The sequence below is a fragment of the Thermomonas sp. genome (assembly GCF_046293095.1).
GTDB lineage: Bacteria > Pseudomonadota > Gammaproteobacteria > Xanthomonadales > Xanthomonadaceae > Thermomonas.
Genome location: NZ_JBKBPN010000001.1, coordinates 626,719 through 650,921, shown reverse-complemented (window position 1 = coordinate 650,921; position 24,203 = coordinate 626,719). Strand labels below are relative to the sequence as shown.

21 protein-coding genes are annotated in these 24,203 nt (G+C 67.4%); 16 read left to right on the top strand and 5 right to left on the bottom strand.

Features of this window, described 5'->3' with window-relative positions; all coding sequences use genetic code 11:
- The first annotated feature begins 104 nt into the window (after nt 1-104).
- The 6 genes from ACK4SG_RS03170 (at nt 105) to ACK4SG_RS03145 (ending at nt 5,811) form a co-directional block, all read left to right on the top strand.
- The gene (locus tag ACK4SG_RS03170; RefSeq protein WP_409599602.1) at nt 105-599 is read left to right on the top strand and encodes a peptidylprolyl isomerase; all 495 of its coding nucleotides are present in this window, start codon (nt 105-107) and stop codon (nt 597-599) included.
- A gap of 228 nt (nt 600-827) precedes the next feature.
- Nucleotides 828-2,033 carry a pyridoxal phosphate-dependent aminotransferase gene (locus ACK4SG_RS03165; protein WP_409599600.1) on the top strand — a complete coding sequence of 402 codons (1,206 nt, stop codon included), beginning with the start codon at nt 828-830 and terminating at the stop codon, nt 2,031-2,033.
- A 71-nt stretch (nt 2,034-2,104) separates the two neighbouring features.
- Nucleotides 2,105-3,088, top strand: a complete 984-nt coding sequence (locus ACK4SG_RS03160; RefSeq protein WP_409599598.1) for a malate dehydrogenase — start codon at nt 2,105-2,107, stop codon at nt 3,086-3,088.
- Between the two features lie 171 nt (nt 3,089-3,259).
- A complete protein-coding gene (prpB, locus tag ACK4SG_RS03155; protein WP_409599596.1) occupies nt 3,260-4,141 on the top strand; it encodes a methylisocitrate lyase in 882 nt (293 codons plus the stop codon).
- Nucleotides 4,142-4,166: 25 nt separating this feature from the next.
- Nucleotides 4,167-5,321: a 2-methylcitrate synthase gene (prpC, locus tag ACK4SG_RS03150; RefSeq protein WP_409599594.1), complete on the top strand. Its 1,155-nt coding sequence runs from the start codon at nt 4,167-4,169 to the stop codon at nt 5,319-5,321.
- 34 nt (nt 5,322-5,355) lie between these two features.
- A complete protein-coding gene (locus ACK4SG_RS03145) occupies nt 5,356-5,811 on the top strand; it encodes an ion channel (protein ID WP_409599592.1) in 456 nt (151 codons plus the stop codon).
- Nucleotides 5,812-5,817: 6 nt separating this feature from the next.
- Here ACK4SG_RS03145 and ACK4SG_RS03140 read toward each other — a convergent pair whose 3' ends face one another.
- Both ACK4SG_RS03140 and ACK4SG_RS03135 read right to left on the bottom strand, forming a co-directional pair.
- A complete protein-coding gene (locus ACK4SG_RS03140) occupies nt 5,818-6,276 on the bottom strand; it encodes a cell wall hydrolase (RefSeq protein WP_409599590.1) in 459 nt (152 codons plus the stop codon).
- A gap of 306 nt (nt 6,277-6,582) precedes the next feature.
- Nucleotides 6,583-8,604, bottom strand: coding sequence for an FAD-dependent oxidoreductase (locus ACK4SG_RS03135; RefSeq protein ID WP_409599588.1), 2,022 nt, complete (start codon nt 8,602-8,604; stop codon nt 6,583-6,585).
- Nucleotides 8,605-8,824: 220 nt separating this feature from the next.
- Between ACK4SG_RS03135 and ACK4SG_RS03130 the strand changes: the two genes are divergently transcribed.
- The 3 genes from ACK4SG_RS03130 (at nt 8,825) to ACK4SG_RS03120 (ending at nt 11,275) form a co-directional block, all read left to right on the top strand.
- Entirely contained in the window at nt 8,825-9,904 is a 1,080-nt protein-coding gene (locus tag ACK4SG_RS03130; RefSeq protein WP_409599586.1) for an OmpA family protein, read from the top strand.
- A gap of 148 nt (nt 9,905-10,052) precedes the next feature.
- Nucleotides 10,053-10,538, top strand: coding sequence for a hypothetical protein (locus ACK4SG_RS03125; RefSeq protein WP_409599733.1), 486 nt, complete (start codon nt 10,053-10,055; stop codon nt 10,536-10,538).
- A gap of 23 nt (nt 10,539-10,561) precedes the next feature.
- A complete protein-coding gene (locus tag ACK4SG_RS03120) occupies nt 10,562-11,275 on the top strand; it encodes a pseudouridine synthase (protein ID WP_409599731.1) in 714 nt (237 codons plus the stop codon).
- 3 nt (nt 11,276-11,278) lie between these two features.
- Here ACK4SG_RS03120 and kbl read toward each other — a convergent pair whose 3' ends face one another.
- Nucleotides 11,279-12,493, bottom strand: a complete 1,215-nt coding sequence (gene kbl, locus ACK4SG_RS03115) for a glycine C-acetyltransferase (protein WP_409599584.1) — start codon at nt 12,491-12,493, stop codon at nt 11,279-11,281.
- Between the two features lie 147 nt (nt 12,494-12,640).
- On the opposite strand from kbl, the gene ACK4SG_RS03110 reads away from it, so the two are divergent.
- Nucleotides 12,641-13,342 (top strand): TorF family putative porin, encoded by a 702-nt coding sequence (locus ACK4SG_RS03110; protein WP_409599582.1) that lies wholly within the window; start codon nt 12,641-12,643, stop codon nt 13,340-13,342.
- Between the two features lie 72 nt (nt 13,343-13,414).
- On the opposite strand, the gene tdh is transcribed toward ACK4SG_RS03110, so the two are convergent.
- Nucleotides 13,415-14,437, bottom strand: a complete 1,023-nt coding sequence (gene tdh / locus ACK4SG_RS03105) for an L-threonine 3-dehydrogenase (RefSeq protein WP_409599729.1) — start codon at nt 14,435-14,437, stop codon at nt 13,415-13,417.
- 150 nt (nt 14,438-14,587) lie between these two features.
- On the opposite strand from tdh, the gene ACK4SG_RS03100 reads away from it, so the two are divergent.
- Together ACK4SG_RS03100 and ACK4SG_RS03095 are read left to right on the top strand one after the other, a co-directional pair.
- Complete coding sequence (locus tag ACK4SG_RS03100) at nt 14,588-16,738, top strand: S46 family peptidase (RefSeq protein WP_409599580.1); 2,151 nt, start codon at nt 14,588-14,590, stop codon at nt 16,736-16,738.
- 42 nt (nt 16,739-16,780) lie between these two features.
- Nucleotides 16,781-18,952 (top strand): S46 family peptidase, encoded by a 2,172-nt coding sequence (locus tag ACK4SG_RS03095; protein WP_409599578.1) that lies wholly within the window; start codon nt 16,781-16,783, stop codon nt 18,950-18,952.
- Nucleotides 18,953-19,016: 64 nt separating this feature from the next.
- Here the strand turns inward: ACK4SG_RS03095 and ACK4SG_RS03090 are convergent, their stop codons facing one another.
- Nucleotides 19,017-19,412, bottom strand: coding sequence for a DUF3224 domain-containing protein (locus ACK4SG_RS03090; RefSeq protein ID WP_409599576.1), 396 nt, complete (start codon nt 19,410-19,412; stop codon nt 19,017-19,019).
- Nucleotides 19,413-19,514: 102 nt separating this feature from the next.
- On the opposite strand from ACK4SG_RS03090, the gene ACK4SG_RS03085 reads away from it, so the two are divergent.
- The 4 genes from ACK4SG_RS03085 (at nt 19,515) to purF (ending at nt 24,024) form a co-directional block, all read left to right on the top strand.
- Nucleotides 19,515-20,159, top strand: coding sequence for a histidine phosphatase family protein (locus ACK4SG_RS03085; RefSeq protein WP_409599574.1), 645 nt, complete (start codon nt 19,515-19,517; stop codon nt 20,157-20,159).
- A 48-nt stretch (nt 20,160-20,207) separates the two neighbouring features.
- Entirely contained in the window at nt 20,208-21,479 is a 1,272-nt protein-coding gene (gene folC / locus ACK4SG_RS03080) for a bifunctional tetrahydrofolate synthase/dihydrofolate synthase (protein WP_409599572.1), read from the top strand.
- A 62-nt stretch (nt 21,480-21,541) separates the two neighbouring features.
- A complete protein-coding gene (locus ACK4SG_RS03075; RefSeq protein WP_409599570.1) occupies nt 21,542-22,525 on the top strand; it encodes an SPOR domain-containing protein in 984 nt (327 codons plus the stop codon).
- Between the two features lie 29 nt (nt 22,526-22,554).
- Entirely contained in the window at nt 22,555-24,024 is a 1,470-nt protein-coding gene (gene purF / locus ACK4SG_RS03070; protein WP_409599568.1) for an amidophosphoribosyltransferase, read from the top strand.
- Nucleotides 24,025-24,203: the final 179 nt, after the last annotated feature.

Sequence of the window (24,203 nt, the reverse complement as noted above, 5' to 3'; positions counted from 1 at the left end):
GCACCGGCTACCAAGGAGCGGGCAGGGCGCGCGGGGAAAGAGGGAGGCAAGCCGGCTATTATATCGGGTTCATGCGCCCGTCCGGGCGCCGGAGATGAACAGAAATGAGCCTGATCGCCAATTTCCATACCGACCGCGGCCTGATCAAGATCGAGCTTGCCGCCGACAAGGCCCCGCTGACGGTGGCCAATTTCGTCAACCTGGCCAAGCGCGGCTTCTATGACGGGCTGAACTTCCACCGCGTGATCGCCGACTTCATGATCCAGGGCGGCTGCCCCGAGGGCTCCGGCCGCGGGGGGCCTGGCTATCGCTTCGAGGACGAGACCGGCAACGGCCTTCGCCACGAGCGCGGCGTGCTCTCGATGGCCAATGCCGGTCCCAACACCAATGGCAGCCAGTTCTTCATCACCCACGTGCCCTGCGGTTGGCTGGACGGCAAGCACACCGTGTTCGGCAAGGTGCTGGAGGGCATGGATGTGGTGGATGCCATGAAGCAAGGCGACGTCATCCGGTCGGTCACCATTGAAGGTGATGCCGATGCCGCGCTGGCAGCCAAGGCCGACCGCGTAGCCGAGTGGAACAGGATCCTGGCTGCCTGACGCAGCCTCAGGGCCCATCTTCCGGGCCTGGATCGCTGGACGGTGGGGCTGCTGCCAGCCGCCCCTGTGCGGGATGTTTCGCCGTTTCCTGGCGATGCGCCCCGCAGCAGGGATGTGGCCTGCGCCCGGGGCGTGGCGCCCGGAGGGCGGGGGTGGGTGTGTTAAAATCCTACGGCTTCATCCCACGCCAATTGCCGCGTCCGCGGCCATCTTTCGAGGTTCCCGACGATGCCCAACCTCGCACGACGCATGGGGCGCGCCAAGCCCAGCGTCATCATGCAAGTCGCCGAGAAAGCCAAGCGGCTCAAGGCCGAAGGCCGCGATATCATCAGTTTCTCCATCGGTGTTCCCAACTTCCTGCCCGGCCCGCACGTGTACGAAGCCGCGCGCCAGGCGGTGGAGAAGGACAGCGGCCAGTACGGCAGCAACCGCGGCCCTGACGCCCTGTTGGATGCCCTGCTGCAGCACATCGAGCAGATCGGCCTGACAGGTTACACGCGCGCCAATTGCGCTACCGGCATCGGTGCCAAGCACGTGATCTACAACCTGGCCGAGGCGCTGTTGGACGAGGGCGACACCATCGCCTTCCCGGCGCCGTACTGGACCAGCTACGTCGATATTGCCGAGATCGTCAACGCGAAGATCCAGCTGCTGCCGTGCCCGGCCAGCCAGCACTACAAGCTGACCCCGCAGCAGCTGGACGAGGCGATGGCATCGAAGCCGAAGGTGTTCCTGTTCAACAATCCGTCCAACCCGACGGGCATGGTCTATACCAGGGACGAGATCATCGCGCTGGCGGATGTGCTGGTGAAGTATCCGGACACCTGGATCATCACCGACGACATCTACAACCGCATGCTGTTCGACGGGCTGGAGTACTACAATTTCGTGCTTGCCCGTCCGGAACTGCGCGACCGCGTGATCTTCCTCGACTCGCTGTCCAAGACCTATGGCATGCCGGGCTGGCGCCTTGGCTTCATGGTCGGGCCGGAGGCGGTGGCCAAGGCGCTGGTGACGCTGAACTCCAACCACATCACCAACGTGCCGGAAGTGGTCAATGCCGCCGGCATCGCCGCGCTGACCGGCCCGCAGGATGTCCCGGAGCAGAAGCGCGTGGAGTTCCAGGCCAAGCGCGACCAGGTCATGGCGGTGATGGACGCCATTCCCGGCGTGGTCTGCCCGCGCCCGCAGGGTGCCTTCTACGTGTTCCCGGACATCAGCTGCGCGTTCGGCAAGACCCATGTCCCGAGCGGCGCGAAGATCGGCAACGACGTCGACTTCTGCAACGCGCTGCTGGAGGCCAAGGGCGTGGCCTGCGTGCCGGGCTCGGCCTTCGGCGAGCCGAAGGCGCTGCGCATCAGCTACACCTGCCCGACGCCGCAGTTGGCCCCCGGCCTGGCACGGTTCCAGGAGTTCTTTGCCGAGCTGGCCTGAGGCGTTCCGCTTCGCCATCCCCATGAATCGCTAGACGGCGGGCCGCGGCCCGTCACACAGGAGATACCACGATGAAAGCCCCCGTTCGAGTTGCCGTCACCGGCGCCGCCGGCCAGATCGGCTACGCGCTGCTGTTCCGCATCGCCTCCGGCGAAATGCTGGGCAAGGACCAGCCGGTCATCCTGCAGATGCTGGAGCTGCCGCTGGACAAGGCCCAGGCTGCGCTGCGCGGCGTGATGATGGAGCTGGAAGACTGCGCGTTCCCGCTGCTGGCCGGCATGGTTGGCACCGATGATCCGGAAGTCGCGTTCAAGGACGCCGACTACGCCCTGCTGGTGGGTGCGCGTCCGCGCGGCCCCGGCATGGAGCGCAAGGACCTGCTGCTGGAGAACGCCAAGATCTTCACTGCCCAGGGCGCCGCGCTGAACAAGGTCGCCAGCCGCAATGTCAAGGTGCTGGTGGTCGGCAACCCGGCCAACACCAACGCCTACATCGCCATGAAGTCGGCGCCGGACCTGCCGGCCAAGAATTTCACCGCGATGCTGCGCCTGGACCACAATCGCGCGCTGTCGCAGCTGGCCAACAAGGCCGGCGTGGCCGTGGCCGACATCGGGAAGCTGGTGGTGTGGGGCAACCACAGCCCGACCATGTATCCGGACTACCGCTTCGCGACCGTCAATGGCGAATCGCTGAAGGACAGGATCAACGATCCGGACTGGAACGCCAACGTGTTCATCCCCACCGTGGGCAAGCGCGGTGCGGCGATCATCGAGGCGCGCGGGCTGTCGTCGGCCGCCTCGGCGGCCAATGCCGCCATCGACCACATGCGTGACTGGGCGCTGGGCACCGACGGCAAGTGGGTGACCATGGGCGTGCCGTCCGATGGCAGCTATGGCATCCCGGAGGGCATCATCTACGGCGTGCCGGTGACCTGCGCCAATGGCGAGTACACGCGGGTTCGCGATCTGCCGATCGATGCGTTCAGCCGCGAGCGCATGGACAAGACCCTGGCCGAGCTGGAAGAGGAACGGGCTGGCGTGGCTCACCTGCTCTGATAACGGCTCCGTCTGTCGCCACCGCGCCGGGCCATGCCCGGCGCGCGTGTTTTGGGCGCCCGCCAGCGGCGTGCGCGCTAGAATCTCCGCCCGCAAGATCCGAACACGGCCACCCCTGGCCGCGGGCTCCCCTGATTGGGTTCAGGGGTTTCTTTTTGCAAGGAGCCACGCATGTCGATGTCTGCCGGGGCGCGTTTCCGCGCCGCACTCGCCGCCGAATCACCGTTGCAGGTGATCGGGGCCATCAATGCCAACCATGCGCTGCTGGCCAAACGCGCCGGTTATCGTGCGATCTATCTGTCTGGTGGCGGGGTTGCAGCGGGCTCGCTGGGGATGCCGGATCTGGGCATCAACACCCTCGAAGACGTGCTGGTGGACACCCGGCGGATCACCGATGTCTGCGACCTGCCGCTGTTGGTCGATATCGATACCGGGTTCGGCCCGAGCGCGCTCAACATCGCCCGCACCATCAAGAGCCTGATCAAGGCGGGCGCTGCCGCCTGCCACATCGAGGATCAGGTGGGCGCCAAGCGCTGCGGCCATCGGCCCGGCAAGGAAATCGTGTCGAAGCAGGAGATGGCCGATCGCGTCAAAGCGGCGGCCGATGCCAAGACCGACCCCGAGTTCTTTCTGATCGCCCGTACCGATGCGATCGCCGTGGAGGGCGTGGATGCGGCGATCGAACGCGCGCTTGCCTGTGTCGAGGCCGGTGCCGACGGCATCTTCGCGGAGGCCGCCTACGACCTGGACACCTACCGCCGTTTTGTCGAGGCGGTCAGGGTGCCGGTGCTGGCCAACATCACCGAGTTCGGCAAGACCCCGCTGTTTTCGCGGGAAGAGTTGGCCAGCGCCGGTGTCGCCATCCAGCTGTTCCCGCTGTCGGCATTCCGTGCTGCCAACAAGGCAGCCGAGCAGGTGTACGAGGCCATCCGCCGCGATGGTCACCAGCGCAATGTGCTGGACAGCATGCAGACCCGCGAAGAGCTGTACGAGCGCATCGGCTACCACGCTTACGAGCAGCATCTGGACGCGCTGTTCGCGGCGAAGAAATAAACCTCGACGATTTTCAGGAGTCCCCATGAGCGAGACCACGACCCCAGGCTTCAAGCCCAAGAAGTCCGTTGCCCTGTCCGGCACGACCGCCGGCAACACCGCGTTGTGCACGGTCGGCCGCAGCGGCAACGATCTGCACTATCGCGGCTACGACATCCTGGATCTCGCTGATGTATGCGAATTCGAGGAAATCGCCCATCTGCTGGTGCACGGCAAGCTGCCGAACCGGGCCGAGCTGCGCGCCTACAAAGCCAAGCTGAAGTCGCTGCGCGGGATTCCGGCCGCGGTCAAGGCCGCCCTGGAAGAGCTGCCGCCATCGGCGCACCCGATGGATGTCATGCGCACTGGCGTGTCGGTGCTGGGCTGCGTGGCGCCGGAGAAGGACGACCACAACCATCCGGGCGCGCGCGACATCGCCGACAAGCTGATGGCCTCCCTGGGGTCGATGCTGCTGTACTGGTACCACTACAGTCACAACGGCCGGGTCATCGACGTCGAGACCGACGATGACTCCATCGGCGGCCACTTCCTGCACCTGCTGCACGGCGAGCCGCCGCCGGAGAGCTGGGTGCGGGCGATGCATACCAGCCTGATCCTGTATGCCGAGCACGAGTTCAACGCCAGCACCTTCACCGCGCGGGTGATCGCTGGCACCGGCAGCGATATGTATTCCTGCATCGCTGGGGCGATCGGGGCGCTGCGCGGGCCCAAACATGGCGGTGCCAACGAAGTCGCGTTCGAGGTGCAGAAGCGCTACGAGACACCGGATGAGGCCGAGGCCGATATCCGGCGGCGGGTCGAAAACCGCGAGGTCATCATCGGCTTCGGTCACCCGGTCTACACGGTGTCCGATCCCCGTAACAAGGTCATCAAGGAAGTTGCACGTCGGCTCTCCGCCGAGCAGGGCAACATGAAGATGTACGCCATCGCCGAGCGACTGGAATCGGTGATGTGGGACATCAAGAAGATGTTCCCCAACCTCGACTGGTTCAGCGCGGTCAGCTACCACATGATGGGCGTGCCCACTGCGATGTTCACCCCGCTGTTCGTGATCGCCCGCACCAGCGGCTGGAGCGCGCACATCATCGAGCAGCGGATCGACGGCAAGATCATCCGCCCGTCCGCGAACTACACCGGGCCGGAAGATCGCGCCTTCGTGCCGATCGACCAGCGCGCATGAAGCCGGCAAGTCGCCGCTGCGGCAAGCAGGGCCGATGACCGGTGTGCACGACTATCTGCTGACGGCCCTGGTCACCCTGGCGGTGACCGGGCTGGTGGTGCTGGTCCACTATGAGGGCTTGCGCCTGCTGGCACGGATCACCGCGGGGCGGACGCTGAGGCGCCACCGCTCCGCACTGCTGGCCATCATGGCCGCGCTGCTTGCGCTGCACGTGCTGGAAATCGTCTGTTACGGCCTGGCGTACTGGTGGATGCAGGCCTTGCCGGATGCGGGCTTTCTGCGTGGTGAGCCCAAGATGTCGCTGTTCGACGGCATCTATCTCTCCGCCATGGCCTACAGCACGGCCAGTTTTGGCGAGTTGTCGCCGTTGGGTGCGCTGCGGGTGATGGTGGGAATGGAAGCGATCGCCGGCCTGATGATGATCGCCTGGTCGGCCAGTTTCACCTACATGGCGATGACCGCGCTGTGGCCGGAGCGCCAACGGCCCTGAGCAGACTCAGAGGGGCCGCGGCTTGAGGCTCTGGACCTTGTAGAAGGTATGGTCGCCGATGGTGGCTACCTGCAGCGCATTGCTCCAATTCGGACTGGCAATGGCGTGTGCGGCAAAATGGCTGGCACCTGGAACCACCAGTTTGCGCTGGTCGCGCGGCAGAGCCCAGTTCTGTTCTGAGGCAATGGCGACGCTGACGGCTTTCGTCCAGGCCTCGATGTTCGAGAGCCGGGTCTGCGGCGAGAGGAGGGTGGGCGCGAACTGCTTGCGCGCGGTGACCACCTGGCAGAGGTTACGCCCCCACAGGCCGCTGTCACGGCGACGCAGGGCGACTTCGGCAACGGCCTGCTGGCCGAGCACGGACTGGTCGCGGGCTTCCAGATAGACGGTGGTGGACAGGCACAGCGAATCGGCGGCCGGCTGCGGCAGGATATGCGACAGCCAGAGGATCCAGGCGAGCTTCATCTTGGGGCTCCTTGCTCCGTTGCGGCGCAGGGCGATGCATCGTCGGAAGCCCGATGCCGCGCACCTGCGTCATGGCGTACTGGGGAGGGCGGCTGCTCTGTGGCGGCCTTTGCCCGGGCGCGCCAGCCTGCCGGGAGGTGGCAGGGCTGGGCGTCGGTTCACCTGAGGGACTACGGAAAGGCGCGGTCGGTCAGGCCAAAAGTGGGCGCAAGGTAGAGGGTTGTTCCCGAACGTAGCCTGAACAGTGGGAAAGGAACTATTTGATTCGATTGGGTTTTTGTTTTGGCCAGACCTGGTTGCGGCGGCTCAGAGCGCCGCGGCCAGCCGGCTGCCCTCGTCGATGGCGCGTTTGGCGTCCAGTTCTGCGGCAAGCTTCGCGCCGCCGATCACATGCACTCTCCGGCCTTGTGCCTGCAGGACATCGAACAGTTCGCGACGGGGTTCCTGGCCGGCGCAGACCACCACGTGGTCCACCGGCAGGGTCTGCTGCGCGCCGCCATCCACCCGGATATGCAGGCCATCATCGTCAACGCCCAGGTATTCCACGCCGCCCAGCATCTGCACGCCCTTGGCCTTGAGGGTGGCGCGATGGATCCAGCCGGTGGTCTTGCCCAGGCGGGCACCGGGCCGGCCGGGCGAGCGCTGCAGCAGCCAGACCTGGCGCGCGGCGGGTTCGGGCGAGGCCTTCACGAGGCCGCCTGGGGCGTCGAAGGCCGGGTCCACGCCCCATTCGGTCATCCAGCGCGCGGGGTCGAGTGCGGGGGAGTCGCCGGTCTCGACCAGGAACTCGGCGACGTCGAAACCGATGCCGCCCGCGCCAATGATCGCCACCCGTGGACCGACCTGCACCCGACCTTCCAGCACGTCGATGTAGCGGACGACCTTGGCGTGGTCGGCGCCGGGGAGGTCCAGCGCGCGCGGAATCACCCCGGTGGCGATCACCACGTCGTCGAAGCCGGACAGCGCCGCCGCGTCCACCCTGGTGCCCAGCCGAAGGTCCACGCCGGTCTCGGCGATGCGGTGGCGGAAGTAGCGCAGCGGTTCGTGGAACTCCTCCTTGCCCGGGATCCGCTTGGCCAGGTTGAACTGGCCCCCGATTTCGGTCGCGGCATCGAACAAGGTCACCCGGTGGCCGCGCTCGGCCGCCACCGTGGCACAGGCCAGCCCGGCGGGGCCGGCGCCGACCACGGCGATGGATTTCGGCGCGGTCGTCCTGGTGAAAACCAGTTCCGTTTCTGCACAGGCGCGCGGGTTGACCAGGCAACTGGCGCGCTTGTTCTCGAACACGTGGTCCAGGCAAGCCTGATTGCAGGCGATGCAGGTATTGATCGCCTGCACCTGGCCGTCGCGGGCCTTGTTCACCCACTGTGGATCTGCCAACAGCGGGCGGGCCATCGAGACCATGTCGGCGTGGCCGGCGGCCAATACGGCTTCCGCCACGGCAGGCATGTTGATGCGATTGCTGGCGACCAGCGGCACCGAGACATGGGGCCTCAGCTTGGCGGTGACGCTGGTGAATGCCGCGCGCGGCACCGAGGTTGCAATGGTGGGAATGCGGGCTTCGTGCCAGCCGATGCCGCTGTTGAGGATCGTCGCGCCCGCGGCTTCCACGGCCTTGGCTTGGGCCACGATGTCCGGCCAGGCGTTGCCATCTTCGACCAGATCCAGCAAAGAGAGGCGGTAGATCACGATGAAATTCGGGCCGCAGGCTTCGCGCACCCGCTGCACGATTTCGACCGGAAAGCGCATCCGCCGCTGGGCATCACCGCCCCAGGCATCGTCACGGCGATTGGTGCGCGGCACGGTGAACTCGTTGAGCAGGTAGCCCTCGGAGCCCATGATTTCCACGCCGTCGTAACCGGCGTCCTGCGCCAGCCGGGCGGCGGTGGCGAAGTCGCGCAGGGTGCGTTCGATTCCCCGTGCCGACAGGGTGCGCGGGGTGAACGGGTTGATCGGCGCCTTCAGTCGCGAAGGCGCCACCGACAGCGGGTGGTAGGCATAACGGCCGGCATGCAGCAGCTGCAGGCAGATCTTGCCGTCGTGGGCATGCACTGCTTCGGTCACCTGTCGGTGTCGGCGCACGTGCCACGGCAGGGAGAGCCGACCCGCGAAGGGCTTCAGCCAGCCGACGATATTGGGCGCGAAGCCTCCGGTCACCATCAGGCCGACGCCGCCGGCCGCGCGCTCCGCGAAATACGTTGCGAGCTTGGGGAAGTCGGCGGCGCGATCCTCAAGGCCGGTGTGCATGGAGCCCATCAGGACGCGGTTGCGCAGTTGGGTGAACCCCAGGTCCAGGGGCGCCAGCAGATGCGGAAAATGGGTCGTCATGACGAAAGCATACCGCGGCGTATGGCGTCGGTGCCTCTGCCAGCTGGCCAAGCCGGGTGAGTGGCTGTGTGGCGCATTGCAGCCGGCTAACCGTTATGTTAGCGTTAACAGGGCTTTCACGTAGCAGGCCCTAATGTGCGCCCAGCGCCACGGCAGCCGTCTTAAGCAGCAAGCGCTTTTTCCGCGTCACGGTTTCTTCTACTGAATCAAGGAGCTGAACATGAACAAGAAACTCCTCTGTGCTGCCCTTCTGGGTGGTCTGGGTCTGGCGCAGGCTGCGTCCGCCCAGGAATTTGATGATCGTTGGTATGTGTCCGGTTCGACCGGTGTGAACTTCCAGGACAAGGATCGTGGTACCGAGGATTCGCTCTTCGGCACGCTCGGTTTCGGCAAGTTCCTGACCCAGCGCTTCTCGCTGGAAGCCGAGCTGAACTACCAGAACCCGGACAAGACCAGCAACCCGAATCTGTGGTGGAGCCAGTACGGCGTCTCGCTGGACGGCCGCTACCACTTCCGCAACGCGGATTCCAAGTGGTGGCCCTACCTGCGCGGTGGTCTGGGCTGGCAGCGTCACGAAGAAGAGTACGTGATCTCCTCGCCGATTTCGCCCGCGCAGCACAAGGCCTCCAACCTGGCGCTGAACCTGGGCGCTGGTCTGCAGTTTGATTTCGGTCGCATGAACCTGCGGACCGAAGTGGGTACCCGCGTTGATTTCGACGACCAGCAGGCCACCCTGCCCAAGCAGCAGAACCAGTTCACCGACCTTCTGGCTTCGGTTGGCATGACCATTGCCCTGGGCCCGGAGCCGGTTGCCCCGGTTGCCCCGGCCCCGGCGCCGGTGCAGACCTGCGCCGACATGGATGACGACGGCGACGGCGTCAACAATTGCGACGACAAGTGCCCGGGTTCGCAGGCTGGCCAGACCATCGGTCCGGACGGCTGCCCGGTGCCGGTCTCGATCGACCTCAAGGGCGTGAACTTCGACTTCGACAAGTCGACCCTGCGTCCCGACGCGGTGGCGATCCTCAACGAGGCCGTCGAGATCCTGAAGCGTTATCCGGAGCTGAAGGTCGAAGTGGCCGGTCACACCGACCTGTGCGGCAAGGACGACTACAACCAGAAGCTGTCCGAGCGTCGCGCCAAGGCCGTGTACGACTACCTGACCAGCAACGGCGTGGACGCCGGTCGCCTGGCAGGTCCGGTCGGCTACGGTGAGACCCGCCCGCTGGAGCAGACCCCGCAGACGCTGCCGGGCTGCAAGAGCGAGATGAACCGTCGCACCGAGCTGAACAGCCAGTAATCCTGACTGGACGCAAGCGTGACACCGAAGCCCGGCCTTATGCCGGGCTTCGTCGTTCTGGGCGTGTGGCGATCGCCGCCGATTGCGGTACGCGGCGCCTCGGGCCTACACTTGCGCCACTTCACGGGGAGTTCCTGCCATGTCGTCCTTGCTGCGCGCCGCCTCCGTCCTGTCGCTGCTGGCCGTGCCGGCGCTGGCCCACGCCGGTGGAGAGGCGTGCCGCCTTGACAGCGTAGCGGCGATGCCGGTGCGCCAGGCCTTGGTCGCAAGCGTGGCTGTGGAATTGGTACCTGCGACCACGCAGTTGGGCGGTGCCAGTGGCGTGCTGGCGCAGTCCTTCGACGAGGCGCTGTCGGTCGACAACGTGCTGGCACGGCTGCGCCTCGACGGCTGCCGTGCGATGGCGAAGTCGGCCCTACCGGCCGCGGGCATGGTGGATGCGGCGGCCTACAAGCCCCGGACCGCGTTCGACAACACGCCGTGGCGGTTCAACATGACCCAGAACGGCAAGCGCATGACGGCCGACGAGTTCGATGCCTGGATGAAGTCGCGCGGTGTCCGCGTGGTCGGGCGCAAGGACGGTGCCGAAGCTGCAGCGCCTGCGCCTGCGGCAGAGGCCAAGGCGGCCAACTGACCCCGACGTTGCCGCGCGTGGGTGTGCGGCACGGACTGGCGCGGGTGCTCTCCAAGCGCGGGCTGTGTTCGCGGAGCGAAGCCGAACGGCTGATCCGCGAAGGCCGCGTCCGGCTGGATGGTCGGGTGGTTCGTGATCCCGAGCATCCTGCCGATCTGGACGCGGCGCGTATCGACATCGACGGTGCCGCTGCCGTTGCGGCGGTGCCGCGCTACCTCATGCTCAACAAACCGCGTGGCCTGGTGACCACGGCGCGCGACGAGCGCGGGCGCGATACCGTCTACCGCTGCTTCGACGGCGCGGATCTGGGGTGGATCGCACCGGTCGGCCGCCTCGACAAGGCCAGCGAGGGGCTGCTGCTGTTCACCAACGACCCGCAGTGGGCCGCGCGGATCACCGACCCGGCCTCGGGGCCCGACAAGACCTACCACGTGCAGGTGGACCGGATCCCCGATGAAGCCACGCTGGCCGCGTTGCGTTCCGGGATCACGGTGGACGGCGAGTGGTTGCGTGCGGTGTCGGTGGTCGTGCTCCGCGCAGGGGGAAAGACCGCCTGGCTTGAGATCGTGCTGGACGAGGGCCGCAACCGGCAGATCCGTCGCCTGCTGGCGGCGTTTGGCATCGGCGTGCTGCGGCTGGTGCGGGTGGCGATCGGCCCGTTGGCCCTTGGCGAGTTGCCGAAGAGCCAGTGGCGGCCACTGACGGCGGACGAGGTCGTCGCGCTGGCCGGCGGCTGAGCGTCAGGCTTTCAGTACGCCCAGCTCGCGGCCGATGCGGGTGAAGGCGTCGATGGCGCGATCCAGGTGCTGACGGGTGTGCGCGGCCGAGATCTGGGTACGGATACGCGCCTGGCCCTTCGGCACCACCGGGAAGAAAAACCCGATCGCGTAGATGCCTTCTTCCAGCAGGCGGTCGGCGAAGCGCTGCGCCAGCGGGGCGTCGTACAGCATCACCGGGCTGATGGGGTGCACCCCCGGTTTGATGTCGAAGCCGGTGGCGGTCATGCGTTCGCGGAAATAAGCGGTGTTTTCGACCAGCTGCGTGCGCAGGTGGCCGGCCGCCGAGAGCATCTCGAAGGCCTTGATGCCGGCGGCCACCACGTGCGGCGGCAGCGAGTTGGAGAACAGATAGGGCCGCGAGCGCTGGCGCAGCAGTTCGATCACTTCCTTCTTCGCCGTGGTGAAGCCGCCCAGCGCGCCCCCCATGGCCTTGCCGAGGGTGCCGGTGAAGATGTCGATCCTGTCCAGCACGCCCTTGACCTCGGCGCTGCCGCGGCCGGTGGCACCCAGGAAGCCGGTGGCATGGCATTCGTCGATGTGTACCAGCGCGCCGTACTTCGCGGCCAGCGCGGTGATCTCATCCAGCGGCGCGATGAAGCCGTCCATCGAGAACACGCCGTCGGTGGTGATCAGGATGGTGCGGGCGCCGTCGGCCCTGGCCTGCTGCAGCTGCTTCTCGAGGTCGGCCATGTCGCAGTTGGCATAGCGGTAGCGCTTGGCTTTGCACAAGCGCACGCCGTCGATGATCGAGGCGTGGTTGAGCGCGTCAGAGATGATGGCGTCGTTTTCGTCCAGCAGCGGCTCGAACAGACCGCCGTTGGCGTCGAAGCAGGCGGCGTAGAGGATGGTGTCCTCGGTGCCGAAGAAATCCGCGATGGTGCGCTCCAGCTGCTTGTGCAGGTCCTGGGTGCCGCAGATGAAACGCACGCTGGCCATGCCGAAGCCGTGGGTGTCCAGCGCCTCCTTGGCGGCGGCAATGATGTCCGGGTGGTCGGCCAGGCCCAGGTAGTTATTGGCGCAGAAGTTCAGTACCGTGCGCCCGTCGGCCAGCCGGATCTCGGCCGACTGCGGGCTGGTGATGATGCGTTCGGACTTGAATAGCCCCTGCGCGCGGATGGCATCCAGTTCCTCGGCGTAATGCCGGGTGAGCGGAGAGGCGGTCTCGGAAGGCGTCATGGCGGCTCAGCGGGGAGAGGGATGACAGATTCTAGCCGGCGGCCGTGATCGCATCTGTCGTGGCCTGCTCCCGCTGCGCGTCCGGACTGCTTGCGCTGCGGGGCATTTTGTTAAAAACTCGTGATACAACACTGACCCGAGTCCGCCATGATGCCTGCCCGCCGCTTCCTCGCCGCCGCCCTCCTCCTGTCGGCCCCGTTCGCCGCCAGCGCCGGGGATGAGCCGTCCTCGCCCGTCAGCTGGGAAGTCAACGCGGTGTCCGACTACCTGTTCCGCGGCGTGTCGCAGACCGATGAGAAGGCCACCCTGCAGGGCACCCTCACCTGGTCGTCCGCCTCTGGCGCCTACGTGGGCGGCTTTGCCTCCGGTGTCGATTTCGGAACAGGCAGCCCGGACATCGAGGTGGATTACTTCGTTGGTTACGGCTTCGATGCATCCGACAGCGTCAACCTCGACGTCATGCTCAACCGCTACACCTATCCGGGTGCCAGCGAACTGGCCTACAACGAGCTGATCACCACCGCCACCATCGCGGAACACTCGGCGATCACCGTGGGCTATACCAATGACATCTGGGGCAGCGGCACGGACGGCTGGTACTACGGGCTGCGCCACGACTGGGTACTGCCGCGAGAGGCTACCTTGTCGGCCAGCGTGGGCCGGACCCAGTTCCGCGACAACCTGGCCGTGGCAGCCGAGGATTACACCGACTGGAGCGTGGCCGTGTCCCGTCGCTTTGGCCCGGCCGAGGTGTCGCTGGGGTACTTCGGAACCGATGCCAGTGCGCGTGCGAGTTTCGGCAAGCTGGCCGACAACCGCCTGCTGCTGTCGGTCAAGTTCGCCCGCTGAGGCCGGCGCGCCGCGCAGCGAAAAAGGCGCCCTCGGGGCGCCTTTTTCATGCGGGCCGGGCGGGCAGGGGACTCACACCCAGCTGAGCACCACCTTGCCGGCCTTGCCCTGTTCCATCAGGTCGAAGCCCTTCTGGAATTCGTCGATCGGCAGCTGGTGGGTCAGCACCTTGCCCAGCGGGAAGCCGGACAGCACCAGCTGGGTCATCTTGTACCAGGTCTCGTACATCTTGCGGCCGTAGATGCCCTGCACGGTGAGGCCCTTGAAGATGATCTTGTCCCAGTCGCAACCCGCGCCCTTGGGCTGGATGCCGAGCAGGGCGATCTTGCCGCCGTGGTACATGCAGTCGAGCATGTCGTTGAAGGCGCGCGGGTTGCCGCTCATCTCCAGGCCCACGTCGAAGCCTTCCATGTGCAGGTCGGCCATCACGTCCTTCAGCGACGTGTTGGCCACGTTCACCACGCGGGTGGCGCCCATGTCGGCAGCCAGCTTCAGGCGGTAGTCGTTGACGTCGGTGACCACCACGTTGCGTGCGCCGATGTGCTTGCAGATGCCGGCGGCGATGATGCCGATCGGGCCCGCGCCGGTGATCAGCACGTCCTCGCCGATCACGTCGAACTCCAGCGCGCAGTGCGCGGCGTTGCCGTACGGATCGAAGAACGCGGCCAGTTCGGACGGTATCTGGTCGGGGATCGGCCACAGGTTGCTGGCTGGCATGGTCATGTATTCGGCGAACGCGCCATTGCGGTTCACGCCGATGCCCACGGTGTTCGGACACAGGTGCTGGCGGCCGGCGCGGCAGTTGCGGCAATGGCCGCAGACGATGTGGCCCTCGGCCGAGACGCGCTGGCCGATCTGGTAGCCGGTCACGGCCGAGCCCAGTGCGGCGATGCGGCCGACGAACTCGTGGCCGATGGTGAGGCCCGGGGTGATGGTACGCTGGCTCCAGTCGTCCCAGAGATAGATATGCAGGTCGGTGCCGCAGATCGCGGTCTTCTCCAGCTTGATCAGGACTTCATTCGGGCCCGGCACCGGCACCGGCACTTCGTCCATCCAGATGCCTTTGGTGGCTTCGCGCTTGACCAGCGCGCGCATGGTGTTCGCTTGCGACATGAACAGGGCCCGTCGGGAAAGGCGGCCATTTTACCGCCGATCATGGCCCTGGCCGGGGGGCTGACCAAGGGCATGGGTCGGAGCCGGCCGTAGATGGTCTAATGCAGGTTTGCCGTACCCGGAGTGACGACCATGCGCCAACGCACCTTGACCGCCGCCCTGGCCCTCGCCTTGACCGGAGGCGTCGCCCACGCCGACGAAGGCATGTGGATGCCCTCGCAGCTGCCGCAGCTGGCCGCCCAGCTGAAGGCCGCCGGCTTCAAGGGGGATCCCGCCCAGCTGGCCGACGTGACCCGCCCGCCGCTGTCCGCGGTGGTGTCGCTGGGCGGCTGTACTGCCAGCTTCGTGTCGCCGGAGGGGCTGGTGGTGACCAACCACCACTGCGCGATGGGCGCCATCCAGCTGAATTCGACGCCGGAAAAGAACCTGATCCAGGATGGCTTCATCGCCGCCACGCGCGCCGAGGAGGTCTCGGCCGGCCCGGCCGCGCGGGTGTGGGTGACGGTGGGCTTCGACAAGATCACCGACCGCATCCTGGCGGGGGCCAGGGGCAAGACCGGCCGCGCGTATTTCGACGCCGTGGATGCCGCCAAGAAGGCCGCCGTGGCCGAGTGCGAGGCGGACGCCGGCCATCGCTGCAGTGTCGCCGACATGTACTACGGCAGCGACTTCTACCTGATCAAGCAGCTGGAGCTGAAGGACATCCGTCTGGTCTACGCGCCGCCGCGCGCCATCGGCAACTACGGCGACGAGATCGACAACTTCATGTGGCCGCGCCACACCGGCGACTTCACCTTCTACCGCGCCTATGTCGGCAAGGACGGCAAGCCGGCGGCGTTCAGCCCCGACAACGTGCCGTATGCGCCGCCGGCCCACCTGACGGTCTCCACGGCGCCGGTGAAAGCGGGCGACTTCGCGATGGTGGCCGGCTACCCGGGCGTCACCTTCCGCCACCGCACCGCCTCCGAGTTCGCCAACCAGATCGACTGGCTGCTGCCGACCCGGGTGGCGATGTTCGACGGCCTGATCCGCACCGTCGAGCAGGCAACCGCCGGCGACAAGGCCAAGGAGGTCCGCTATGCCTCCGCCGTGGCCGGTTACAAGAACACCCTCAAGCGCGCGCAGGGTGAGCTGGAAGGCCTGCGCCGCAGTGACGCGGCGCGCGTGCGCCGCGAGGACGAAGCGGCGATGCTGGCGTGGCTGGCCAAACAGCCGGGCGCAAAGCAGTCGCTGGCGGGCATCCGCGCGATGCAGCAGCAGCTGGACGCCGGCGAGGCCTATCGCGAGCGTGATTTCATCCTGCCGTTCCTGCGTCCCGGCTTGCTGGGCGCGGCGGTGCAGATCCAGCGCCTGGCGCTGGAGCGTGGCAAGCCCGACGCGCAGCGCGAGACCGGCTACCAGCAGCGCGACGAGGCGCTGATCGAAGGCGGCCTGAAGCAGCTGCAGCGCCGCTATGACCCGGAGGTGGAGAAGGCGACCCTGCGCTTCGCGCTGAAGCGCTACTTCGCGCTGCCGCCGGCGCAGCGTGTGCCCGAGTTCGACGCCGTGTTCGGCAGCAATAACGCCGAGGCCGCGCAGCGGCTCGACGCGCTGTACGCCGGCACCCGGCTGGGCGACGAAGCCACGCGCATGGCGGCGATGAAGCTGGATGCCGCGGCGTTGGCGGCGTCGGAGGACACCCTGCTGAAGGCCGCCGCCACCTTGCAGCCCGCGCTGCTGCGCCTGGAGGAAGAGGGCAAGCAGCGCGCGGGCGAACTGCTGCGCCTGCGCCCGGCCTACATGCAGGCGCTGATCGCCTACCGCAACGCGCAGGGCAGGGCCGTCTACCCGGACGCGAACTCCACCCTGCGCGTGAGCTACGGCAAGGTCAGCCCGCTGTCGCCGCGCGACGGCATGGACTACCGCCCGCTCACCACGGTGGCCGGCATCGTCGAGAAGAACACCGGCGTCGAGCCGTTCGATGCGCCGAAGCCGCTGCTGGACGCGATCGCCAAGGGCGATTTCGGCAGCACCGCCGATCCCGAGCTGAAGACCCAGACCGTGGACTTCATGACCAACCTCGACACCACCGGCGGCAACTCCGGCTCGCCGGTACTGGATGCCGAGGGCAAGCTGATCGGGCTGAACTTCGACAGCAACTGGGAGGCGGTCAGCGCCAGCTGGATGTATGACCCGCGCTACAAGCGCGCCATCCACGTGGACATGCGCTACCTGCGCTGGCTGCTGGCCAAGGTCTACCCGGCCCCGCACCTGCTGCAGGAAATGCAGCTGCCGGTGGAATGAGCCGGTCGTCCCTCCCGATGATGCAACGCAAGGAGCTCCATGATGCGTAAGACCCTTCTCGCCCTGGTCGTCGCTGCGGCCACTGCCAGTCTCGTCCCGGTCGTACATGCCGATGAAGGCATGTGGGTGCCGCAGCAGCTGCCGGAGATTGCCGGTGCGCTGAAGAAGGCCGGCCTGAAGCTCGACCCCAAGCAGCTGTCCGATCTCACCGGCGATCCGATGGGCGCGGTGGTCTCGCTGGGCGGCTGCACCGGCAGCTTCGTCTCGCCACAGGGCCTGGTGGCCACCAACCACCACTGCGCCTATGGCGCGATCCAGCTCAACTCCACGCCGGAAAAGAACCTGATCAAAGACGGCTTCAATGCGCCCACCCAGGCCGATGAGCTGTCCGCCGGCCCCAATGCCCGCATCTACGTGCTGGAAGGCATCACCGATGTCACCGCCCAGGCCAATGCGGCGATGGCCGCGGGGGGCAATGACCCGGTGGCACGCGCCAATGCACTGGAGGCGTTCGAGAAAAAGATCACCAGCGACTGCGAAGCCGAGCCCGGCTACCGCTGCCGCGTATACAGCTTCATGGGCGGGATCACCTACCGGCTGTTCAAGAATCTGGAGATCCGCGATGTGCGCTTGGCCTATGCGCCGCCGTCCAGCGTTGGCAAGTTCGGCGGCGACATCGACAACTGGATGTGGCCGCGCCACACCGGTGATTTCTCGTTCTACCGTGCCTATGTCGGCAAGGATGGCAAGCCGGCGCCGTACAGCAAGGACAACGTGCCCTACCGGCCCAAGCACTGGCTGAAGATCGCTGACAAGCCGCTGGGCGCGGGTGACTTCGTGATGGTGGCGGGCTATCCGGGCCGCACCGACCGCTACGCGCTGGTGGCGGAGTTCGAGAACACCCAGTCCTGGCGCTACCCGGCCATCTCCAAGGCGTACAAGGACCAGATCGCGCTGGTCGAAGCTGCCGCCAAGGCCGATCCGGAGATCGCGGTGAAGTACGCCGCCACACTGGCCGGCTGGAACAACACCAGCAAGAACTTCGACGGCCAGCTGGAGGGCTTCAAGCGCAATGACGTGCTGGGCATCAAGCGCCGGGAGGAAGCGGCCGTGCTGGACTGGCTGCGCGCGCAGGGCGATGCCGCCAAGCCCGCATTGGATGCGCACGCGACGCTGGTGAAGCTGGTGGAGGATGCCAAGCGCACGCAGGAGCGCGACCTGGTGCTGGGCAGCTTCAACCGGACCGCCGTGCTGGGTACCGCAGTGAGCCTGTACCGCCTCGCGCTGGAGAGGCAGAAGCCGGATGCCGAGCGCGAGCCGGGCTTCCAGCAGCGCGACCTGCCGGTGATCGAAGGCAGCCTGAAGCAGATGGAACGCCGCTATGTGCCGGCGATGGACCGCCAGCTGCAGCAGTACTGGCTGAACCGCTATGTGGCCCTGCCCGCAGCGCAGCGCGTGGCGGCGGTGGACGCCTGGCTTGGCGGGGATAGCAAGGCCGCCGTCGACCAGGCGCTGGCTCGTCTTGATGCCAGCAGGCTGGGACAGCTTGAAGAGCGACTGAAGTGGTTCAATGCCGACAAGGCCGCGTTCGAGTCCAGCACCGATCCGGCCATCCAGTACGCGGTGGCGGTGATGCCGACCCTGATGGAGATGGAGAAGCAGGGCAAGACCGTGTACGGCATCTCCCTGCAGGCCCGTCCGCGCTATCTGCAGGCGGTGGTCGATTACAAGAAGAGCAAGGGGCAGGCGGTGTACCCCGATGCCAACTCCACGCTGCGCATCACCTACGGCCATGTGAAGGGCTACACGGGTCTCAATGGCAAGGCGTACACCCCGTTCACGACGCTGGAGGAAGTGGCGGCCAAGGAAACCGGCGCCGAACCGTTCGACAACCCCAAGGCGCTGCTGGAGGCGGTGGCAGCCAAGCGGTATGCGGGGCTGGCGGATGCGCGGCTGGGGACGGTGCCAGTCAACTTCCTGTCCGATCTGGACATCACCGGCGGCAACTCCGGCTCGCCGGTGCTGGATGCCAATGGCCGCTTGGTCGGCTTGGCTTTCGACGGCACCTTGGAATCGGTGGCCAGCAACTGGGTGTTCGATCCGGTGTTGACGCGGATGATCTCGGTAGATCAGCGCTACATGCGCTGGATCATGCAGGAGGTCATGCCGGCGCCGCAGCTGCTTGAGGAGCTGGGCGTCGCGCCGACGAAGTAAGCGGTGCGGCAACGCGCGAAAACGCCGGCCTCGCGCCGGCGTTTTCGTTTTCCGGCAGGGTGGGTCAGTCGTCGCGGAAGCCGTAGTCGAAGGTGTAGAAGTGCTTGCCCTCGACGATGTCGATGGCGATGCGGCCATGCAGGCCGGTGAGCTCGCCGCTGCCGCTGTCGGGGATGACGGTGAGGTCCAGCGAGGGGCGGCCGCGGTCCATGATGCCGTTGTGCTGGGCGAAGAAGCTGCCGCGGCGTCCGTCCAAGCTGCCCTCGATGCGCTCGATGGCGACGTATGCGCCCGAGCCCGGCACCGGCGTCATCAGCGCCAGCATGTGCACCACACTGGTCGCCTCCAGCGGGCCGCGGAAGCGCTTCTCGAAGCGGGAGTGGCCGATGGTCGCGCCTCCGCCGATGTCCAGCTCGTCCTGCGGGATGCGCGCGACGTCGAATTCGCCCTTGGCCTGCATGGTGGGATTCCTTTGCCTGATCGGGGCAGGGTACACCCCCTCGCCGACACGCATGACCTGCTAGGCTTTTGCGCTGCACAACCGGAAAATCGCGCCCCCCGCATGAAGATTCTGCTTGCCCGCCACGGCGAGACGCCGTGGAACGCCGAAGGCCGCTACCAGGGCCAGGTGGACATCCCGCTGTCCGAGACCGGCATCGCGCAGGCCAAGGCGCTGGGCGAGCGGCTCGCGCCCCTGCGCATCGCCCGCGCGGTGGCCTCGCCGCTGGCGCGTGCCACCCTGACCGCGCAGCTGGCGCTGGGCCCGGCGCGCGCGTCGATGCTGTGCTTCGACCCGGGTCTGCTGGAGATCGCCCACGGGGAATGGGAAGGGCTGCTGTCCAGTGAGATCGCCCAGCGCGATCCGGAGCGCCTGCAGGCGTGGCGGGAAGCCCCCGAGTCGGTGCTGATGCCAGGCGGCGAGTCGCTGCAGATGGTCCTGGATCGGGCCTGGCCGGCGCTGGCCCGCGCTTGCGAGGGGCTGGGCGCGGACGACATCCTGCTGGTGGTGGCCCATGACGCGGTCAACCGGGTGCTGCTGGCCCGCATCCTTGGCCTGCCGCTGGCCAGGCTGTGGACCTTCCGCCAGGCACCAACCACCCTGAACCTGCTGGAAGGCCCCGCTGTCGATGCGCTGGAGGTGGTGCGTCTCAACGACTGCGCCCACCACACGCCGTTCTTTGGCGAGGCCAAGCACCGCGCGCTGTAACGTCCGCCGGTGCCGCATCGGCGCGGGCCGGCCTTCTACAATGAGCGGATGCAACGCACCCTTTCCGACTGGCTTGCCTACATCGAGCGCCAGCACCCGACCTCCATCGCCCTGGGCCTGGACCGCGTCCGCGCGGTCGCCACGCGCCTGGGCCTTGGCCAGCCCGCACGGCACACCATTACCGTGGGCGGCACCAACGGCAAGGGGTCCACGGTGGCCTTCCTGGAGGCCATCGCCCGCGCGCAGGGGCTGCGCGTGGGCGCCTACACCTCGCCGCACCTGCTGCGCTACCACGAGCGCGTGCGCATCGACGGCCGCGAGGTGGACGATGCCGCTCTGGTCGCCGGCTTCGAGGCGGTGGAGGCCGCGCGCGGCGACATGCCGCTGACCTATTTCGAATTCGGCACGCTGTGCGCGCTGTGGCTGTTCCAGCGCCATGCGCTGGACCTGGTAGTGCTGGAAGTGGGGCTGGGCGGGCGGCTGGACGCGGTGAACATCGTCGATGCCGACGCGGCCATCGTCACCACCGTCGATCTGGACCACCAGGATTGGCTGGGGCCCGACAAGGAAACCATCGGCTTCGAGAAGGCCGGCATCGCGCGGCCATTCAAACCGCTGGTGCTGGGCGATGACGATCCGCCGGCCAGCGTGCTGCGCCATGCCTACGCCATCGGCGCCCCGGCCTGGCGCATCGCCAACGATTTCTTCGCCGACCCCGTTGATGAGGGGCACTGGCGCTGGCGCGAGGTCGGCTACGAGCTGCTGCTGCCGCTACCGATGGGTGGGCTGGCCGCGCCGGTGCAGTTGCGCAATGCCGCCTGTGCGATCGCCGCGCTGCGTGCGCTGGACCTGCCGTTGGACGATGCCGCCATCGTGCGCGGCGTGGCCGACGCCGCGGTGGCGGGGCGCCTGCAGCGCTTCGAACGCGGCGGGGTGGAGGTACTGGTGGACGTGGGCCACAACCCGCAGGCGGCGCGCGCACTGGCCGCGTGGCTGCAGGCGCAGCCGCCGCGCCGCACCCTGGGGGTGTATGCCGCACTTGCCGACAAGGACGCCGTGGGCGTGGTGGCCGCGCTGGGTGACGCCGTGGCCGGGTGGCACTTGGCCGGCAGCCAGGATGCCGGCCCCCGCGGTACGGACGTGGAGGCCTTGGCGGCGCGGCTGCACGGCACGGCGGCGGGCGACGGCACGCGCCATGCCAATGTCGCCACGGCTCTTGCGGCGGCGCTGGCCGATGCGGCGCCGGACGGCCGCGTGCTGGCCTTCGGTTCGTTCCATGTCGCCGCGACCGCGCTCCAATACCTGAACCCCGGCGCCTAGGTGCGGGCGCGGTGCCGGTATAATCCGCGCTCCCCACCGCGCCTGTGGCCCACGGAATGCCGATGGATGCTTCGCTGAAACAGCGCCTGGTCGGCGCCGCCGTGCTGGTCCTCCTGGCCGTCATTTTTCTGCCCCTGCTGGTCAAGGGGCCGGCCCCGGACAGCGGCGTGTCCGACGTCTCTCTGCGCGTGCCGTCGGAGCCCAAGGCCCCGGACGGTGCCGTGACCCAGGACCTGCCGCTGGTCGCGCCTTCCGCTGTGCCCGCCGCTGGCGTGGCCGGCATGCCGGATGCCGCCCCACCGGTCGAGGCGGCACCTGCCGCACCTGCCGCAGAACCGGCGCCGCTGGCAGCGGTGGCAGCCGGAGGGTTTGCGGTCAACTTCGGCAACTACGCCAGCGAGGGGGATGCCGACAAGGTCATCGCGGCGCTGCGCGCCGCCGGTCTGCCTGGCTATCGCGAGCCGATCACGCTGGGCGGCCGTGCTGCGCAGCGCGTGCGCATCGGCCCCTTTGCGGATCGTGCGACCGCTGAATCCGCGCGCCTGCGCGCCGGCCAAGTGCGCAGTGACGTCGATACCCGGGTGGTGGTGCTCGATGCCGCCGCGCCGGATGCAGAGGCGGCCCCCACCGCCAGCCCGCTGCCCGCCGCGCCCACGCCGAAGCCGGCATCGCCGCCGCTGCCTGCCGCCAAGCCGGCCGAGCAGGCGGCGTCCGCCAAGCCATCCGAAACCAAGCCCGCGACCGCCAAACCGGCAGCGCCTGCCAGCGCCGCGGCCACGGAGCCGCCGCCGGCCAAGCCGGTGAACCCGGTCGGGACCGGCTTCGTGGTGCAGATTGGTGCGTTCTCGTCGGCGCCCGATGCGCTGGCCCAGCGCGATGCACTCCGCAAAGCCGGTTTCAACGCCTTCACCGACACCGTCCCGGGGCCCAGCGGCACCCTGACCCGTGTGCGGGTGGGCCCGGTGGTCACCCGCGCCGAAGCCGATGCGCTGAAGGCCAAGCTGCGTGCCATCGGCAAGGACGGCATGGTGCGTCCGCATCCCTGATTCACGGCTCTTCCACAGGAATTTTCTGCATGTGCGGCATCGTCGGTATCGTCGGCCAGAGCGAAGTGGCCGGGCTGTTGTATGACGGCCTGACCGTCCTCCAGCACCGTGGCCAGGACGCGGCGGGCATCGCCACCGCGGACGGCGGAAAGCTGCGGCTGCACAAAGGTAACGGGCTGGTGCGCGACGTGTTCGATGCGCGCGCGATGGCGCTGTTGACCGGCCGCATTGGCATCGGCCATTGCCGCTACCCCACCGCCGGCAGTGAGGGCAGCGACGAGGCACAACCGTTCTACGTCAACTCGCCCTACGGCATCACCCTGGCGCACAACGGCAACCTGATCAACACCGAGTCGCTGCGCCGCGAGGTATTTGAACAGGATCGGCGCAACATCAATACCGAGTCCGATTCGGAAGTGCTGCTCAACGTGTTCGCGCACGAGCTGGATACCCAGCATGCGCTGACGCCGGAGGCAGTGTTTGCGGCGATCGAGGGCGTCAACCGGCGTGCCCGGGGCGGCTACGCGGTGGTGTGCACCGTGCTGGGGCTGGGGCTGGTGGCGTTCCGCGACCCGCATGGGATCCGTCCGCTGGTGCTGGGCAAGCGCAGTAGCGCCGGCGGCGAGGAATACATCGTCGCCTCCGAATCGGTGGCGCTGGACGTGCTGGGGTTCGAGCGCGTGCGGGATGTCCGCCCGGGTGAAGGTGTGGTCATCACCGCCCGCGGCGAACTGTTTGCGCGCCAGTGCGCGCCGGACATGCCGCATGCGCCGTGTATCTTCGAGTACGTGTACTTCGCCCGGCCGGACTCGATGATCGAGGAAATCTCGGTGCACAAGGCGCGCATGCGCATGGGCGTGACGCTGGGCGAGAAGATCCTGCGCGAGCGGCCCGACCACGACATCGACGTGGTGATCCCGATCCCGGACACCAGCCGTGACTCCGCTCTGGAGATCGCCAACGTGCTGGGCGTGAAGTACCGCGAGGGCTTCATCAAGAACCGTTACGTCGGCCGCACCTTCATCATGCCGGGGCAGGGCGAGCGCGCGAAGTCCGTGAAGCGCAAGCTCAACCCGATCCCGCTGGAGTTCCGCAATCGCGTGGTGCTGCTGGTGGATGACTCCATCGTGCGCGGCACCACGTCGCAGCAGATCGTACAGATGGCCCGCGACGCGGGCGCCAGGAAGGTCTACCTGGCCTCGGCGGCGCCGCCGGTCCGGCATCCCAACGTGTACGGCATCGACATGCCGTCGCGCGAGGAGCTGGTCGCGCACGGCCGCACCGAGAAAGAGATCGAGCAGCTGCTGGGCTGCGACTGGCTGATCTACCAGGACCTGGCCGATCTCGAAACGGCGGTGGCGGGCCCGAAGTTCCCCGGTCGCAGGTTCGACAGCTCCTGCTTCAGCGGCGAATACGTGACCGGGATCGACCCCGACTACTTCGAGCGCATCAAGCAGTTGCGCTCGGACGAGGCCAAGAAAAAGCGGCGGGCCGTCTGACCCGAAGCAGTGATCTGCGAAGCGGTGCTAGGCAGGCCTTGAGATCAAGGGAGTATTGAGGAGTGCGTTCGCGCCAGCGAGTACGTTGCGAGCCTGACGCGCAATGCCCCAGCAAGTTTTGGTTCTTGGCAGGCGCGCGGCGGGTAATGCGCTTCAAGTCGCTCCCCGATACCGGCTTG

Excerpts from the sequence above, each read along its gene's own strand:
- ACK4SG_RS03170 (WP_409599602.1), top strand. The coding sequence starts at position 105 with ATGAGCCTGATCGCCAATTTCCATACCGACCGCGGCCTGATCAAGATC.
- ACK4SG_RS03165 (WP_409599600.1), top strand. The coding sequence starts at position 828 with ATGCCCAACCTCGCACGACGCATGGGGCGCGCCAAGCCCAGCGTCATC.
- ACK4SG_RS03160 (WP_409599598.1), top strand. The coding sequence starts at position 2,105 with ATGAAAGCCCCCGTTCGAGTTGCCGTCACCGGCGCCGCCGGCCAGATC.
- prpB (WP_409599596.1), top strand. The coding sequence starts at position 3,260 with ATGTCGATGTCTGCCGGGGCGCGTTTCCGCGCCGCACTCGCCGCCGAA.
- prpC (WP_409599594.1), top strand. The coding sequence starts at position 4,167 with ATGAGCGAGACCACGACCCCAGGCTTCAAGCCCAAGAAGTCCGTTGCC.
- ACK4SG_RS03145 (WP_409599592.1), top strand. The coding sequence starts at position 5,356 with ATGACCGGTGTGCACGACTATCTGCTGACGGCCCTGGTCACCCTGGCG.
- ACK4SG_RS03140 (WP_409599590.1), bottom strand. The coding sequence starts at position 6,276 with ATGAAGCTCGCCTGGATCCTCTGGCTGTCGCATATCCTGCCGCAGCCG.
- ACK4SG_RS03135 (WP_409599588.1), bottom strand. The coding sequence starts at position 8,604 with ATGACGACCCATTTTCCGCATCTGCTGGCGCCCCTGGACCTGGGGTTC.
- ACK4SG_RS03130 (WP_409599586.1), top strand. The coding sequence starts at position 8,825 with ATGAACAAGAAACTCCTCTGTGCTGCCCTTCTGGGTGGTCTGGGTCTG.
- kbl (WP_409599584.1), bottom strand. The coding sequence starts at position 12,493 with ATGACGCCTTCCGAGACCGCCTCTCCGCTCACCCGGCATTACGCCGAG.
- ACK4SG_RS03110 (WP_409599582.1), top strand. The coding sequence starts at position 12,641 with ATGATGCCTGCCCGCCGCTTCCTCGCCGCCGCCCTCCTCCTGTCGGCC.
- tdh (WP_409599729.1), bottom strand. The coding sequence starts at position 14,437 with ATGCGCGCGCTGGTCAAGCGCGAAGCCACCAAAGGCATCTGGATGGAC.
- ACK4SG_RS03100 (WP_409599580.1), top strand. The coding sequence starts at position 14,588 with ATGCGCCAACGCACCTTGACCGCCGCCCTGGCCCTCGCCTTGACCGGA.
- ACK4SG_RS03095 (WP_409599578.1), top strand. The coding sequence starts at position 16,781 with ATGCGTAAGACCCTTCTCGCCCTGGTCGTCGCTGCGGCCACTGCCAGT.
- ACK4SG_RS03090 (WP_409599576.1), bottom strand. The coding sequence starts at position 19,412 with ATGCAGGCCAAGGGCGAATTCGACGTCGCGCGCATCCCGCAGGACGAG.
- ACK4SG_RS03085 (WP_409599574.1), top strand. The coding sequence starts at position 19,515 with ATGAAGATTCTGCTTGCCCGCCACGGCGAGACGCCGTGGAACGCCGAA.
- folC (WP_409599572.1), top strand. The coding sequence starts at position 20,208 with ATGCAACGCACCCTTTCCGACTGGCTTGCCTACATCGAGCGCCAGCAC.
- ACK4SG_RS03075 (WP_409599570.1), top strand. The coding sequence starts at position 21,542 with ATGGATGCTTCGCTGAAACAGCGCCTGGTCGGCGCCGCCGTGCTGGTC.
- purF (WP_409599568.1), top strand. The coding sequence starts at position 22,555 with ATGTGCGGCATCGTCGGTATCGTCGGCCAGAGCGAAGTGGCCGGGCTG.